General features: G+C 70.6%; 10 protein-coding genes and 1 pseudogene. 7 read left to right on the top strand and 4 right to left on the bottom strand.

Annotation, left to right across the window (positions count from 1 at the left end; translation table 11 throughout):
• The first annotated feature begins 1 nt into the window (after position 1).
• Positions 2–967, top strand: a complete 966-nt coding sequence (locus WME85_RS49620; RefSeq protein ID WP_437832309.1) for an ABC transporter ATP-binding protein — start codon at positions 2–4, stop codon at positions 965–967.
• 335 nt (positions 968–1,302) lie between these two features.
• Here WME85_RS49620 and WME85_RS49615 read toward each other — a convergent pair whose 3' ends face one another.
• Positions 1,303–1,896 carry an RNA polymerase sigma factor gene (locus tag WME85_RS49615; protein ID WP_437832307.1) on the bottom strand — a complete coding sequence of 198 codons (594 nt, stop codon included), beginning with the start codon at positions 1,894–1,896 and terminating at the stop codon, positions 1,303–1,305.
• A gap of 941 nt (positions 1,897–2,837) precedes the next feature.
• Here WME85_RS49615 and WME85_RS49610 point away from each other — a divergent pair.
• From WME85_RS49610 to WME85_RS49595, 4 genes are all read left to right on the top strand, one after another.
• Positions 2,838–3,563 carry a Crp/Fnr family transcriptional regulator gene (locus WME85_RS49610; protein WP_437832304.1) on the top strand — a complete coding sequence of 242 codons (726 nt, stop codon included), beginning with the start codon at positions 2,838–2,840 and terminating at the stop codon, positions 3,561–3,563.
• Positions 3,564–3,661: 98 nt separating this feature from the next.
• Complete coding sequence (locus WME85_RS49605; RefSeq protein WP_437832302.1) at positions 3,662–4,390, top strand: Crp/Fnr family transcriptional regulator; 729 nt, start codon at positions 3,662–3,664, stop codon at positions 4,388–4,390.
• Positions 4,391–4,668: 278 nt separating this feature from the next.
• Positions 4,669–5,565, top strand: a complete 897-nt coding sequence (locus tag WME85_RS49600; protein ID WP_437832300.1) for a hypothetical protein — start codon at positions 4,669–4,671, stop codon at positions 5,563–5,565.
• Positions 5,559–6,776: a hypothetical protein gene (locus tag WME85_RS49595; RefSeq protein WP_437832297.1), complete on the top strand. Its 1,218-nt coding sequence runs from the start codon at positions 5,559–5,561 to the stop codon at positions 6,774–6,776. The genes WME85_RS49600 and WME85_RS49595 overlap by 7 nt, the downstream gene beginning before the upstream one ends.
• A 1,135-nt stretch (positions 6,777–7,911) precedes the next feature.
• Here WME85_RS49595 and WME85_RS49590 read toward each other — a convergent pair.
• From WME85_RS49590 to WME85_RS49580, 3 genes and pseudogenes are all read right to left on the bottom strand, one after another.
• Entirely contained in the window at positions 7,912–8,199 is a 288-nt protein-coding gene (locus WME85_RS49590; protein ID WP_437842634.1) for a hypothetical protein, read from the bottom strand.
• A gap of 444 nt (positions 8,200–8,643) precedes the next feature.
• Positions 8,644–8,973: pseudogene (locus WME85_RS49585) on the bottom strand (DUF1835 domain-containing protein); the annotation flags it as partial.
• A 1,208-nt stretch (positions 8,974–10,181) separates the two neighbouring features.
• Positions 10,182–12,149, bottom strand: coding sequence for an NACHT domain-containing protein (locus WME85_RS49580; RefSeq protein WP_437832294.1), 1,968 nt, complete (start codon positions 12,147–12,149; stop codon positions 10,182–10,184).
• A 398-nt stretch (positions 12,150–12,547) separates the two neighbouring features.
• Between WME85_RS49580 and WME85_RS49575 the strand changes: the two genes are divergently transcribed.
• Together WME85_RS49575 and proB are read left to right on the top strand one after the other, a co-directional pair.
• Positions 12,548–13,201, top strand: a complete 654-nt coding sequence (locus WME85_RS49575; protein ID WP_437832291.1) for a hypothetical protein — start codon at positions 12,548–12,550, stop codon at positions 13,199–13,201.
• The gene (gene proB, locus WME85_RS49570) at positions 13,194–14,357 is read left to right on the top strand and encodes a glutamate 5-kinase (protein ID WP_437832289.1); all 1,164 of its coding nucleotides are present in this window, start codon (positions 13,194–13,196) and stop codon (positions 14,355–14,357) included. The genes WME85_RS49575 and proB overlap by 8 nt, the downstream gene beginning before the upstream one ends.
• Positions 14,358–14,419 lie beyond the last annotated feature (62 nt).

Raw genomic sequence — 14,419 nt, 5'->3', positions numbered from 1 at the left:
CATGAGCGCGACCGAGGCCGAGGGGCCGCCGCTGCTCGACGCGCGCGACGCGCGCATCGCCGTGGACGACGTCGTCGCGATCGACGCGCTCACGGTGACGACGCGCGGCGATCGCGTGCTCTGCGCCGGCGACACGGGCGCGCTCTTCGCGGCGCTCGCGGGCGTGCCGCTCTCGTCCGCCCGCGGGGCGGCGGCGTACGACGGCGGCGCCGCGGCGGACGACGCCGACGGCGCGGCGCCGGGCGAGGCGCGCGTCGTCGCCGGGCGCCTCGCGGTCGCGGGCCGCGATGTAGGGCGCACCGCGCACCGCGCGGCGAGCGGGGCGGCGCCGCTCGACCCGCCGCTGCCGCTCGCGTGGACCGTGGACGCCTACGTCGCCTGGGGCGCGCGGCTCGCGGGCGCCTCGCCCCGCGCGGCGGCCGAGATGGCGCCCGCGGCCCTGGCCCGGGTGGGCCTCGCCGCCGCCGGCAAGCGCGCCCTCCGGACGCTCGCGCTGCCCGAGCGCCGCGCGCTCGTCCTCGCCCAGGCGATCGCGACCGCGCCGGCCGCGCTGATCGTCGAGGATCCGCTCGTCGGCCTCGACGACGGCGCCGCCGGCTTCGTCCTCGCCGCGCTCGCGGGCGCGACCGAGGGCCGGGGCGCGGTCCTCACGACGGCGCGCCTCGACGTCGAGGGCCCGCGGGGCGTCCTCGCCCGCGGCGCCACCGACGTGCTCGTGCTCACCGGCGGCGAGCTCGCCTTCTCGGGCACGTTCGCGGAGGTCGCCGCGGGCGGCCGCCTCTACGCCCTCACGGTCCGCAGCAACGCGGAGCTCCTCCGCGAGGAGCTCGCCGCCCGGGGCATCGCCCTGCGCGGGGGGCCGGCGCGCTTCTCCGCCGCGCTGCCCGAGGGCGCGACCACCCGCGACGTCGTCCTGGCCGCGACGCGCTGCCGCGCCGCGATCGTCGAGCTCGTCCCCCTGTTTTGAAGGCTCTGGGTCGAGCGTCCACCAGCCGAGCGCAGGGCAAGCAGCGGCTGTCGCGCTCGGCGCCGTAGCCGCTCCGCGGGCGACGAGCCCGGGGCGAGATGGCGCCGTAGCCGCTCCGCGGGCGATGAGCCCGGGGCGAGACGGCGCTGCAGCCGCTCCGCGGGCGACGAGCCCGGGGCGAGACGGCGCTGGAACCGTCAGAAAGACGAGATCCAGCAGCGTTCGCGCCGCCGATCAAACCAGCACGTGCCGCGTTGCAAAATCGCGGCCACGATCGCCGCGACGCGGTCGCGTGGTCGGGTCGTGCGCAGCCCGATCGGCCCACCAACCGGCGTTCACCCCTTCTCCCGGATCCGCTGCGCTCGGGGATCCGGGGCTTCGGGGATGGGCGTTTTATTCGCTGTCGCCTCGGCCATCCGGAAGAGACGCCCGAGCTCATCGCACGCGCGGGTCAGGCGCTTGTACGCGGTCGAGACCGGAAGCGAGAGCTGCGTTGCGATCTCGTCCATCGGCACCCCAGCCAGGTACCGCGTGAGCACGTCGCGCAGCTCGGGGGGGATCTGCTGAATGAGGGCGCGCGCGCGCTGGCGTTGCGACACGTCCTCGACGAGCTCGAGGGCCGTGGGGCCCTCGTCCGGTATCTCGGGATCCGGCTCGGTGCCTGGCTGTTCCCATGAGCGGCGCTGCGCCTTCTCGTGATAGTGCGACGCCGTGAAGACCGCGATGCGGTTCTGCCATCGATCGGCCGGCGAGCGCTCGGCGTCGTACTTTCCCCATGTCCTGAGCATCTGCTCCAAGACATCCTGCGCCACGTCGTGCACGTCTGATGACGGAACACCGAGGCGGACAAGCCATCGAATCAGGCGCCCGAGGGCGCGTTCAGAAAGAAGGACGTCAAACCCCGGATAGCGATTGTCCCCCTTCGCCATGCTCAAACAGTGTCACAAATGCGACACTATGTAAAGAGCGATGAGAGCACCCCGAGCAGGAGCGCCGTCGCGACGCACGCCGAGAGCGCCGACTGGCCATCCCTAACCAGGCGTTCATCCAAGTCGGCTGCGAGCCCCGCCGCGCCTATGCCCCGCGCGTCGCCGCGTCCACCACCGCGCCGGCGGTGCAGCTCGGGGAGCAGGCGGGCCAGACCTTGCGACATCTCTCGAATTCCTGTTTGGGGCTCCTCATGATGTCGCAAATGTGACACAATGCCCCGGCGCGGGCCAGTCCGCTGGCTACTTCCCCGACCATACCCCCGGGGGACGACGCCGACGCGGGGCGCGTTCAAGGCTGGCTGGGCCGCGCTTTGTCCGGAGGTGCCTATGACATGGGCTCAGGTACATGAGATGTTACGCATCAACGCCGGTGTAGCTGGCCGAGCTCCCCGGCGCCCCCGCTCCCGCCGACAGCGCCGAGCCAAAGGCGCCCGCCCCGGTCGAGCCGTTGGTGCCGCCCTCCGTGCCGACGGTGCCCCCGGGCGAGCCGCCTCCGCCCGCGGTCCCGGCGCCGCCGCCACAGCCGAAAGGACCGCCGCCGGGCCGATACGTTCACGTCCCGGGGCCGAGCCCACGCCCATCGCGTCGTCCCGGCCCTGCTCCCGAGGTGGAGGCGGTCGCGGCCCCGCCCGTTCATCCAGCCCCGCCCGCGGGCGAACGCTCCAGGCAGTGGAGGCCGGCCGATGCTGGCCAGGTCGCCGCGCGCGCTGCCGCGCTGACCGAGCTCCCCGTGCTGAGCGAGCCCGGCGAGGAAGAGGAGCCCACCTCGCAATTCCGGCCGGATCGCACCCTGCCCGGTGTGGGCTTGTCATAAGTGTCGTAAAAGCGACACTGCGCCTCCGCTCTTCCGCGCACGCGGCGCGCTCGCATACCATGCGCCCGTGCCCCCGCTCCCCGACGAGATCCTCCGTCACCGTGTCGAGTTGCTGGCGCGCTCGTCGGTGCTCCAGCGTGCGAGCCCCGACACGTTGACCCAGATCGCCGGCGCCGCCACGATCGCGCAGGCCGAGGGGCCCGATCCGCTCTACGCCGAGGGGAGCCCCGCGCTGCACGTGCTGCTGCTCGTCCGCGGGGCCGTTCGGCTCGATGCGACGATCCGCGGGCGCACCGTGCCGACCGGGTGGTACCGCGGCGGGGAGCTCATCGGCGAGGAAACAGCGTATGAGCCCACGTACCGCGCGACGGCGATCCCGCTCAGCCCGACGTCGATCGTCCAGCTGCCGGCCGGCGCCGTGCGCGCGGCGCTCGCGTCCGATGCGGCGCTCGCGATTGCGTGGGGGCACCTGGAGCACGAGCGCCTGGTCGAGACGCAGCTGCGGCTGGGCGCGCTCGCCGCGAAGACGCATGTCCGCCTCGCGGGCTTCCTGCTGGATTACGCGCGCCGGTTCGGCAGCGAGGAGCTCGCGACGAACAAGCTCTTGCTGATCGATCGGCCGACCGCCTCGCAGATCGCCGCGTATCTCGGGGTCGTGAGGCAAACGGTGCAGAGAGACTACGACAAGCTGGAGGAGCTCGGCGGAATCCTGCGCGTGGCGGGTGGCGTGTGCCTCCATCCCGAGGTGCTCGAGCGCATCGCCGACCAGGAAGGTCCGCCCTCGAGCAGGTGAACCGAGCCGCAGATCCGCTCCCGGTGGCGACTTGAGGTACAAACGACGGTCGAGGTCGGGCCTTCCGCGCACCGGTCGCGCTCGTCTACGATACGCGCGTGCCTCCGCTCCCCGACGATCCCCTGCGTGACCACGTCGGGCTGCTCGCGCGCTCGCTGGTCCTCAAGCGTGCGAGCCCCGACACGCTGATCCAGATCGCGAGTTCCAGCACCACGGCGCAGGCCGAGGGGTCCGACCCAATTTATACCGAGGGGAGCCCCGCGGCGCACGCGCTGCTCCTCGTCCGCGGCACCGTCCGGCTGGACGCCACGATCGCCGAGCGCACGGTGCCGATCGGGTGGTACCGCGCCGGCGAGATCATCGGCGATGAAGCCGTTTACGAGGTTGCGTACCGCACGACGGCAACCGCGCTCAGCCCGGTCACATTCGTGAAGCTGCCGGCCCGTGCCCTGCGCGCCGCCCTCGCCTTGGATGCCGAACTCAACTTCGCGTGGGGGAATGAACAGTACCGGCGCATGGTCGAGACCCAGCTACGGCTCGGCTCGCTCGGGGCGACGACGCACGTACGGCTCGCCGCGTTCTTGCTCAACCACGCTCGCCGGTTCGGCACCAAGCGGGCCGGCGCAAACCACATCACCCTCGACGAAAGGCCGACCGCCTCTCAGATCGCGGCGTATCTCGGCGTCGTCCGGCAGACAGTCCAGCGGGACTTCGACAAGCTCGAGACGCTCCGCGCGATCGAGCGAGCGAACGGCGGCGGCCTGCACCTCTTCCCGGAGGTCCTCGCGCGCATCGCCGGCGACGAGGGGCCGCCGTCGAGCAGGTAGCGCCAGAGTCACCTACGCGAGCGCACGGTTGGACGTAGGGAATCGATGAAGGATGGCTCTCCCGTAGGATCAGCGCGCCACGCCGCCTCTTCGTAATCCGCGCCTCCTCTATTACGTTTGACGCGACACAATTTCCTCAAAATCGACCGTCCTCAAAATCGACCGAACGATTCGCGAAGTACGAATGAAGGCTCGGGACGGCCGGCAAGCCCACGGCCGGAGGAGTACTCCCATTGCCCCAGTAGTTTTTTGCGTTTTCTTGCGGTAGCCTCGCCAACATGCGTCCGTTCGGTGTGTGTCTGGCTGTGCTCCTCGCCTCGGCCGGCGCCCACGCCGAGCCGCCGCGCCGCGGCATGCGCGAGCAGACAATCCAGGCGGCCAACCGAGCTGTCGGGGAGCGGCGTTTGGCCGACGCGCGCGAGCTCTGGCGGGCGCTGTGGGAGGCCGAGCAGGCGCCGGAGGCCGCCTGCAACGTCGGACAGCTATCGAGCCGCATGGGCGAGCTCCTCACGGCCCGGGAGTACCTGGCCATCTGCGTGCGCCTGGACCCCGGCGAGGCGCACAGGATCGAGCTCGCGCGGGTCGAGGCGCGGCTCGGGCGCCTGATCGTCCAGGCAGCCCCCGGCGTGACCGTGCGGGTGGACGGGCGAGAGCTCGAGCCCGGGGCCCGCGAGACATGGGTGCGAGCCGGCGACCATCTCGTGGAGATCGAGCGCGCAGGGCGGCGTGCGTCGGCTCCCGTGCTGGTGCCTGCGGGCGAGCGCCGGCAGGTGACCCTCGAGCTCCCCTCGGAGCGGCTCGAGCTCCCGCCGGAGCGGCCCGCCCGCCCCGCGCGCCGGCCCTCTCCGCCGCCCGCGCCGGGCCCGACGTGGTCGATCTATGCCGGCCTCGCCGGCGCCGCGGTGGCCGCCGTGGTCGGCGGGACCGCGCTCGCGATCGCGGAGGACCGGCGCGTCACCGCGTTCCGGCGCGCGCGCCAGATCAGCCCGATGAACGGATGCGCCGTGCCACGGCCCGGCTGTGACGAGGTGACCGAGACGGCGGAGGAGCATTTCACGTTTCGCACGGTCGCGATCGGCGCGTTCATCGGGGCCGCGGTCCTCGGCGCCGGCACGGGGGTTTATTGGTACGTTCGGCCCGATGGCGCGTCCGTGGGAGTGGCACGCCGGTGGTGATTCAGGGCTACGAGATCGGCGATCGGATCGACGCGCCTCCGCCGCTCCAGGGCTGGCGATGCACCAAGGAGGGCAACCCGTGGTGCATCTACGCGGCGCCCCAACGTGACCTCGACTTTCCACGACGGCTAGAATCCCTACGGCGAGTCGAGCTCCCGTGGTCGCCTGCCATCGTCGACGGGGGCGTGAGCGACGACGGGTTGCCGTTCGTCGTCACAGAGCCAGCAGGAGCGCCCATCGTGCTCTCCGGCGCTTGGCAGGGCATCGCCGAGATGCTTCGTCACGCTTTGAACGTCGCGGGGGCGCTGTCAGCCGCTCACGAAATGGGCGTGTACCATGGGGATCTGACGCTCGAGTCGCTGAGCCTCGACGCGCGGGGAGAAGTTCGCATCGCGCGGCTGGGGTTCTTGGCGCTGTTCGGTGTCGAGCTCTGTGCGACAGGTCGCCCCCAGGCGCCGGAAGTGCTGGCGCGCGGCGCTCCGACTGGCCCGCGGGCCGACGTGTACGGCTTGGCGACGATCATCGATCGTGTCGTGCGCGATCGCCTGCCGGCGGGCGGCGTCGTGCCGGCGCCGCTCGCCGAGCTCATCGCGAAGGGAGCGGCGGAGCACCCCGAGGAGCGCTACGCCGACGTGCTCGAGCTCTTCGACGCCTTGAGGGACGCATCGACAGAGGTGCTCGCGGTCCAGCTCGTCGTGCGAGACGATCGCGATACGGCCCCCGTCGCGGTGGACGACGGGCCGAAGACGCCCCGCAGCCCATCGGGCCGGGCGACGGTCCCGGCGTCGATAGAAACACGAACCGTGCGGCGCGGGGCCGCGTCGCCCCCGGCGCCGTCGGTCCCCGAGCTCCCCGCGCAGCCCTCCCGTGGGGCGGGCCCCGTGGCCGTCGTCGCACTCGGCCTCGCGGCGGTGGCGCTCGGGACCGCTGCGAGCCTGGCCGTGCTGCTCCGCCCGTCGCCCATCGTGGTGCAGGTACCTGCGCCGGCCGCTCCACCGCCGCCGTTCGCCACGACGCCGCCCGCGCCAGCGGAGCCGCCCGCGCCGGCGGAGCCGCCCGCGCCAGCGGAGCCGGCTCCCGCCGTCGCGCCGACGCACCCGGCCTCGTCCCCCGCGCCGCCCCCCGGACGAAGAACGCGCGCGCCGGCGGAGGAGATCTGCGAGTCCGAAGGATGGTATTCGTGCACGATGCGCCGTCCAGCCAGGAGGTGATATGTCATCCCGCATGATCGCGTCCGCCGTCGTGACGGCGCTATGGTTCACGATTCCGCTAGCGTGCGATTCTCCCTATACCTATCTCAACTGCGACGTGAGCCAGGATTGTTATACTGGCACACAGAACGTCCCAGGCACGGTCTGCGTTGACGACGTCTGTCAATGCCAAGATTGGAGCTACGCAATCTGCTGCGACTTCAGGCAGGCCGACGATCCGGATTGTAGGCTCGCGTGCCGCCCTTGCTGGGAGTGTCCCGAGGGCACCAGGGGATGCGAGGGCGCGAACGTTGATTGCCGTTCGCCTGCGGATTGCCCTCCCGTACCGACCATTTGCCCTCACGTTAGTTCGTGCGAAGTCGGGCGATGCGGGCACACTTTCCAGGCCGGGTCGACGGAAGTCCAGAAGGTGGGGGACTGCATGCGGCGGAGGTGCGACGGCCTGGGCGTTCTCGAGGATGTCGTCGATCTCACCGATGCACACGACGATGGGAACGATTGCACGATTGACCAGTGCGACGAGACCGGACCAACCCACACGGCGCGCCCCGACGGAACGGGCTGCAGAGGCGGCAGGGGATACTGTATCGCTGGAAAATGTATTGAGTGCTTGTACCAGGCCGATTGTGCGATCACGGCGAATGCTGTCTGCCAGCACCACCAATGCGTCCCGGCGAGCTGCGTTGACACCCAACTTGGCGACGGAGAAACGGACACCGATTGCGGCGGCCCCTGCGCGCCGTGCGCAGAGGGTCAGAGGTGCGAGGTCGATGCGGATTGCTCCTCTGGCGCCTGCAAGTCGGAGCGCTGCGCCGCCCCCACCACCCGCGATGGCCGCGCGAACGGCAGCGAGACGGACGTTGATTGCGGCGGCCCCGACGCGCCCGCGTGCCCCGGCGGTGAGCGTTGCGCGTATCACCGGGACTGCACGAGCGGCGTGTGCATCGGCAACATCTGCCGCGCGCCGACGTGCACCGACGGCACGCAGAACGGCCAAGAGACCGGCATCGACTGCGGCGGCGCGTGCCCCGTCGCGTGCGAGTAGTCCGGCGTCGATTGGGTCGCGTATGGGGAATTGGTAAGCTGGACGCGCTCCCGCGCTGTTGCGGGCCGGTCCCCCTGCCAAGGCTGGCCGCTACATCCGAGCGAGCCGTCCGTCTTCGAGCAGCACCCAGGGAGCCGAAGCCGAGTACGCCTCGATCCCGGCGAGCGGCAGGCTTGGCGCATCCGTGAGCTGGTCGAGCCCCTTGTCTCGGAGCTGCATCCCGCGTTCGGTGAGGCGATAGACCTTCGAGAGCATCGGGTATCCAGGTGGCTTCGGGCCAGGTGCGCGCTCCACGGCCGCGCTCGAGTCGTGCTTCGCCCAGTAGGCCAGACGATCTCCCAGGAACAGGTCCCCTGTGCAGGAGACGAGATCCAGCAAGTCCAGCCCAAGCTGCGATTCGTGACTGTTTACTCTCAATGGCGTCTGCCACTCCTCTAACGAGAGGATAGTCAAAATGAGCTCATCATACCGACTGAGATGCAAGGAACCTTCGGCGGTCCTTCTCGGAAAGAAGCAAGATAGCAGCCCCCATAAGGGGGCAAGCTCTCGGAACCCTTCGACACCGCGCGCGCAGCTTTCCACGAACGGTAAGGGATTCTCATCGACGTAGCTCTCCCAGAGGCAAACGGCACGATCGTGGCGTTCCGCCGGCCACGCGCTTGCCTGGCGGAGACGGCCCAGAAGCACCGGATCGGGGTGGTGAGCGACCGATCCGCAGCAGTCGAACGGTGGTATCCTCGGCGGTTTGGCAAACCTTTTCGCTGTGCCGTAGACCGGCTCGAACTCGACAATAAGGACGTCACTGCACGGGATCCTCAGGTCCCGCAGCCAACTACAGGTCCTCCAGAGGTTCACTCGGTCGTCAAGACTCTCTGTCACCCACACGACAATGGGCGACTCCCAGCGGACATCAGATGAGTATAGACGATCGAAACTTTCGCCTGACTCGTCTCCATCTGAACACTCTTCACACGAAGCAAACCACATCTCACGCGCCCGAACATGCTCCAGCGGATTCCGATGACTCGGCCCAATGAGAAGGCTTTCAAAGACATTTACGATATTCTCGGCACCGAGTTTGGCCAGACGCTCTGCTGTTGGCGGATCGAAGGCCACGTGTGTTCCGCTGGAAAGATCCGGGGTGCTTACCATGATTTCTAGAATCCGCAGCTAAAACATTTTTCGTACGTATATGGCTTGTCTTGCTGGCATTCGTCACGACAGATCTCGCAGAGACTAACGCCGCGACCGTAGATGTTCTTGCGCGTGCATTGCCCACCGATATCATAACATTTTACGTAGCTCTCAGTGCATGAGTGGACTGGTGTGCATCCCGCCATGGCAAGCGATGCGCTGCCTACTTCTTCGTCTCCGCCTTCGCCTTCTTCACCGTTGCTTGGGAAATCTCCCGCCCCTACGGATTCTGTAGGGTACCCAACACCCGCGCCTCCGGACTCTGTTGTGTCGCATGTATAAGCAGGCAGTTCGCATGCCGACGCGAGCATCATCGCGAGCCCGCCACACAGCACCAGCGCGCTCGCCTTCGCTGTCACTCGGTGTCCCATGGCTTCCTCCCCTTTCCGGATGTACGCACCGTTCTCCCGGAGGACGAGCGGTGTCAACAGGTGGACTAGCTTACGTTCCATCCCTGCGGTCCGCGCACCCTGTTGGCCGGGCGTGCTTGGTCGTGGTGGTAGGTCGCGGGGCGCGCGTTGGCGAGCTCGGCGGCTTTTCGTCCACTGGCGGTATAGTTACGTCCGAAGCGGATCGCTCGACGGCGCTCTCCCCGTTACAAGCATCGGGTTGGGCTCGTTCGCCGGCGTGTGACCTCCGTGTGCCCCGACGTCAGGGCACGGGGCTCCACGAGAGGGATTCCGGGTATACGAGAGGAACTGAGCCCTCGATGGTCTCTGACACCGTTCCAACGCATCCGACGCGGCATCCGCCGTATCTCTCGCGCATCCGCCCCGCAGGTTCGTCTCCGGGTTCGATTCCCGGCGCCTCCACCACTCTCGCGAGTCTTTCCACGGGTTTTGCCACGTCCAGACTCGCTCTCGGGCAGAACTCCGGGCAGAAGCGGGTAGTGGTAGGGCACGCCTGTCGCGGCGGCGACCCCCTCGGCGCCGCCCATGCGCAGGTGCGGCGCGAGCTCGTCGCGGGGCACGTCGAACATCTCCTCGAGAACGACGAGCTGCTCGGCGGTCGGCGAGGTGGACGCGCGGATGAGCTCCTCGTCGCCCTCGAACCAGAGGTCCTTGGCGAAAGCCCGGACGGTCGGGCCGGCCGCGCTTCGGAACCTCATCTCCGGTCTGGCAGGGGCATGCAGAGATCGCGGTCGCGACGCCATTCTCGCGGCGCGGCTACGGAAACTCCCACGCCGACGGCCCACCCGTGCGGTCAAGCACCTTGCGCATCTTTGCGAGGAGCACATCGACGGCCTCCAGATCGCGGATCGGCTCGTCCTCGGAGGTCCTCCGGCTCCTCATCAGGTGTCGGTGGTCGATGAGCTTGTAGACGCGGTCGAGCGCGCCGCGTGGAGCGCGTTCGACGGCCTGCTGAAAGAGCGTGCTCGCAGTCGGCACGGCGAGCGCGACGTCGAAGAGCGAGAGGAGCGCGAAGCAGCCGATAACCTGATTCTTCACGAGATGCTCCTCGTCCCAGAGCCAGCACACGATCGGCTCGTTCACAGGTGAATTGTCGGCAGCCATCCGCACCAGCACGCCGTAGGCGGGCCGATAGCGCAGGCCTCCGAGCGCCATCGCCGTGTAGGCCCGCTCGCTCGGGCTGGCGGAGCGGAGCGCTTGGATCAGCGCTGGACCCGCGACCTCGCCCACGTCGTCGACGAGGTGCGCGACGTGGAAGGGATCACGCGGTGGCACCACATCGGAGAGCCGCCGCGCGATCGTGCGTCGAAGCTGGGGCGGGAGGCGCCCGCCGGCGACCTCGGCGCACCGGGCAGCGAGCAGCGTGGCGACCTGCGCCTCACACCGATCCGCTTCGAGGAGCTCCCGAATGAACGCGGCCGCGTCCACCTCCGGTATGCCCGCTGCGTGAACGATGGTCTCATGAGACCACGGGTCGCTTCGCTCTTCGATGAGGCAGTCGAGCGCGCCGATCCTGACATGATCGAGCGCGTTCAGGTACGCCTGGTAGGAGAGGTCCGCGAACGAAAAGGACCCGGGACGTCGCTCGATCAGCAACCCCTGGTGCCGGCGGATCTCTTCGATGACGCGCTCGACCATCCCGTCGATGTCCTGCGCGAGCTCTCCGAGCTCACGGGCGTCGCCGGCCGCTTCGCGCTCGAGCGGGCCGCCCTGGGGATCGCGGTCGCCGTCTTCATCCTCATCCATGTCTTCTTCGTCCGCCCTGCAGAGGACGAGGCGCGGCCCCTCGACCCAGCGAGCGCCGTCCAGCCGCCATCGCAGGAGCGCGGCCAGCGGCTCCACGGGGAGCTCGACGAGCCGATCGCAGTGCATACGCCAGGCGATGGAGCTGAAGAGGAGCCGCCGGTCGCGCAGCTCGAGCGACTTCAGGATCGCGTCGGGCGGGAGCTCTTCGCCGGCGTAGCGCTCGAGCAGCGCGTCGACGGCGGAGGCGATCAAGGACGTGCGGCGCCCCGGATCCCGTCGCGCCAGGAAGTGATGCGCCGCGACCACGCGGGAGCCGGGCTGCGGCAAGAGGGTCGCGGTCACGAATCCGCGCAGCTCCACGCGTGTATAGCCCGGGATGCCCGTGCGACGCGGGCGCGTCGTGACCACCATCGGATTGCCCGGATGGGCCTCGGCGAACGCCTCGACCGACTCGGAGAGCCTCCTCGCGCCGGATCTCGCCTCATCGAGCCCGTCGACGAGCACGAGAGCGCGGCGTTCCTCGAGCGCACGGCGAAGGAGCACGACCCCGCCGATCGGCGAGAGCCTCGCGATGGCGCGTTCGTTCAAGCGAGGGTCGTCGAGGAGCGACACGAGGACGACGAACGGCACGAGCGTCCGCGTGCCCTGACGGTGGTCTGCTGCGGCCCGGGCGGCGAGCCGCGCGATGAGCGCCGTCTTTCCCGAGCCTCGTCCGCCGACGACGAGCACGCGCTCGTGGCGGGCGAGGAGCTCGGGCACGGTGCACCTCGACGGCGCCTCGACCCGGCGCGGCAAGACCTCCATGTCCATCGGACGCTGCTCGTTCCGGATCAGGACGCGACCATCGGTCTGGCTGTGCTCCCTCCAGACCGAGTCCACGTGGTCCCGCTCCACGGACAAGAGGACCCCTGCCGGATCGTTCGGCGCGCTCGCGGTCGCGTCCGTCCACAACCATCTGCGCAGGTTGTCGCCATCCATGGCCTGACAATGCATGGTTGCGGGTACGCGCACCATGCTGTCGAGGCAACAGCTCGCAGTCTCAGCCGTGGGCGGCGGCCTGGGCGTGATGTTGCTCCGCCACTCGAGTGCGGTGCAAGGGGCGCTCGATGGACGCAGCAGCCGCTCCGCGGGCGACGATCCCGGGGCGAGACGGCGCAGCAGCCGCTCCGCGGGCGACGATCCCGGGGCGAGACGGCGCTGGAGCCGTCAGAAAGGCGAGATCCGGCGGCACCGGCGCCGCCGATCGCTTCGGAAGGGGTGCGCCCGCGGCGACACCCGAGGGGAACGGCTCGGTACGCGGCTCGCCGCGGGGCCATCGCGTTTCCCGGCCGTGGCACTGTTCGCCACCCGCCGGGCGCCGTAGTACCGTGCGCGCGATGTCATCCGAACCCGCCGCGAACAAGCCGTCCGCCGCTCAGGTCACCCCGGGCGGCCCGCCCCCCGGAGGCCGCCTCGCCGTGCTCACCGCGTTCGCGGTGGGCGCGTCGTGGCTCCCGGTCCCGGTGCTCCCCGATCGGATGCTGCTGCGCATCCGCGGCGCCATCGTGCAGGACACGGTCGCCCGCCACGGCCTCAGCCTCACCACCGACGCGCGCGCCCTGCTCGCCCAGCCCGGCGCCGAGCAGACCCCGATCCGCAAGGCCGCGCAGCTCGTCACGAAGGAGCTCCTCCGGCGGCTCAACCCGGCCCTCGGCCTCGCCGCCGCCGCGCGCGGCCTCGAGGTCTACGCCCTCGGCCACCTGCTGAACCGCTACATCACGCGCGTCCGCCGGACCAGCGCCGTGCGCATCCACGCGGACGAGGCGCGCTGGATCCGCGACGCCGTCGATCGCGCCGTGCGCCGCTCGCTGTCCCCCTCGCTCCGCCCGGACCTCACCGTCCTGCCGAGCGGCGCGGAGGACCTGCGCGACGAGTTCACGCGCTGGATCGACGCCTTCCTGCTCGCGGGCGCCGCCGTCCCCGAGTACATCGAGCGCCGCCTCGACGCGGCGTTCGACGAGATCGCCGCCGCCGGCCTCCCCCATGACTGACCCCGAGGATCGCACCGCCGCCGCGGGCGCCGCCGACGGCCGCCACGCGGCCGACGCCGCGCCGGACGCCGGCGACCACCAGGGCGCGCGCGGCGCGCTCAAGCGCTGCCGCCGCGTCATCGTCAAGATCGGCTCGAAGAGCCTCTCCGGCGACGCCTGGGACCGGCTCGCCGCCGAGGTCGCCGCGCTCCGCGGCCGCTCCGGCCGGAGCCTCGTCATCGTGTCGAGCGGCGCCATCGCCCTCGGGGTGGCGAAGCTCGGGCTCAAGGCGCGGCCGAAGGACATGGCCTGGCTCCAGGCCGCGGCCGCGGCCGGCCAGAGCGTGCTGATGCAGCGCTACGAGGAGGCGTTCGGCAAGGTCGGCCTGCTCGTCGCGCAGGTGCTCCTCACGCACGCCGACCTCGCCGACCGCACCCGCACCAACAACGCGCGCAACGCCCTGGCCGCGCTGCTCGAGGCGGGCGCCATCCCGATCATCAACGAGAACGACGCGGTCGCGGTCGAGGAGATCAAGTTCGGCGACAACGACCAGCTCGCGGCGATGGTGACCCCGCTCTGCGAGGCCGATCTGCTGATCCTCCTCTCGGACGTCGAGGGCCTGCTCGACGGCGACGGGCGCCGCGTGCCGTTCGTGCGCAGCGTCGCCCGCGAGGCGCGGCACCTCGCCGGCGCGTCGACCTCGGGCGTCGGCACCGGCGGCATGGCCAGCAAGGTAGAGGCCGCGCGGCGCGCCACGCTCGCGGGCTCGCACGTGGTCATCGCCGCCGCCCGCGAGCCCGGGATCATCACGCGCATCGTCTCGGGCGAGGACGTCGGCACCCTCTTCGCCGCCGTGCCGCAGCGCCTCAGCGCGCGCAAGCACTGGATCGCGTACACGCTGCGCCCGCGCGGCGCGATCCTCGTCGACCGGGGCGCCGCCGAGGCGATCGGCTCGAAGAACCGGAGCATCCTCGCGGTCGGCGTCCTCGGCGTGCGCGGCACCTTCCTCCCGGGCGACGCCGTCGCCGTCGTCGACCCGGAGGGCACCGAGATCGCGCGCGGCCTCGCGCGGATGTCCGCGAGCGACGCCGCGCGCATCGCGCGCAAGAAGCGCGACGAGGCCGGCGAAGACGTCGTCGTCCACCGCGACGACCTCGTGGTCCTCCCGAGCGAGTAGCCCCTCCCCGGCCCTCCCGCCCGCCCTGTAGGTGCGCCGACCACCCGATGGCGCGCGCCGCG

This window comes from Sorangium sp. So ce1153 (assembly GCF_051521595.1).
Lineage (GTDB): Bacteria > Myxococcota_A > Polyangia > Polyangiales > Polyangiaceae > Sorangium.
Note: the sequence above shows the minus strand (reverse complement) of the source record. Positions and strands in the feature narration are given on the sequence as shown.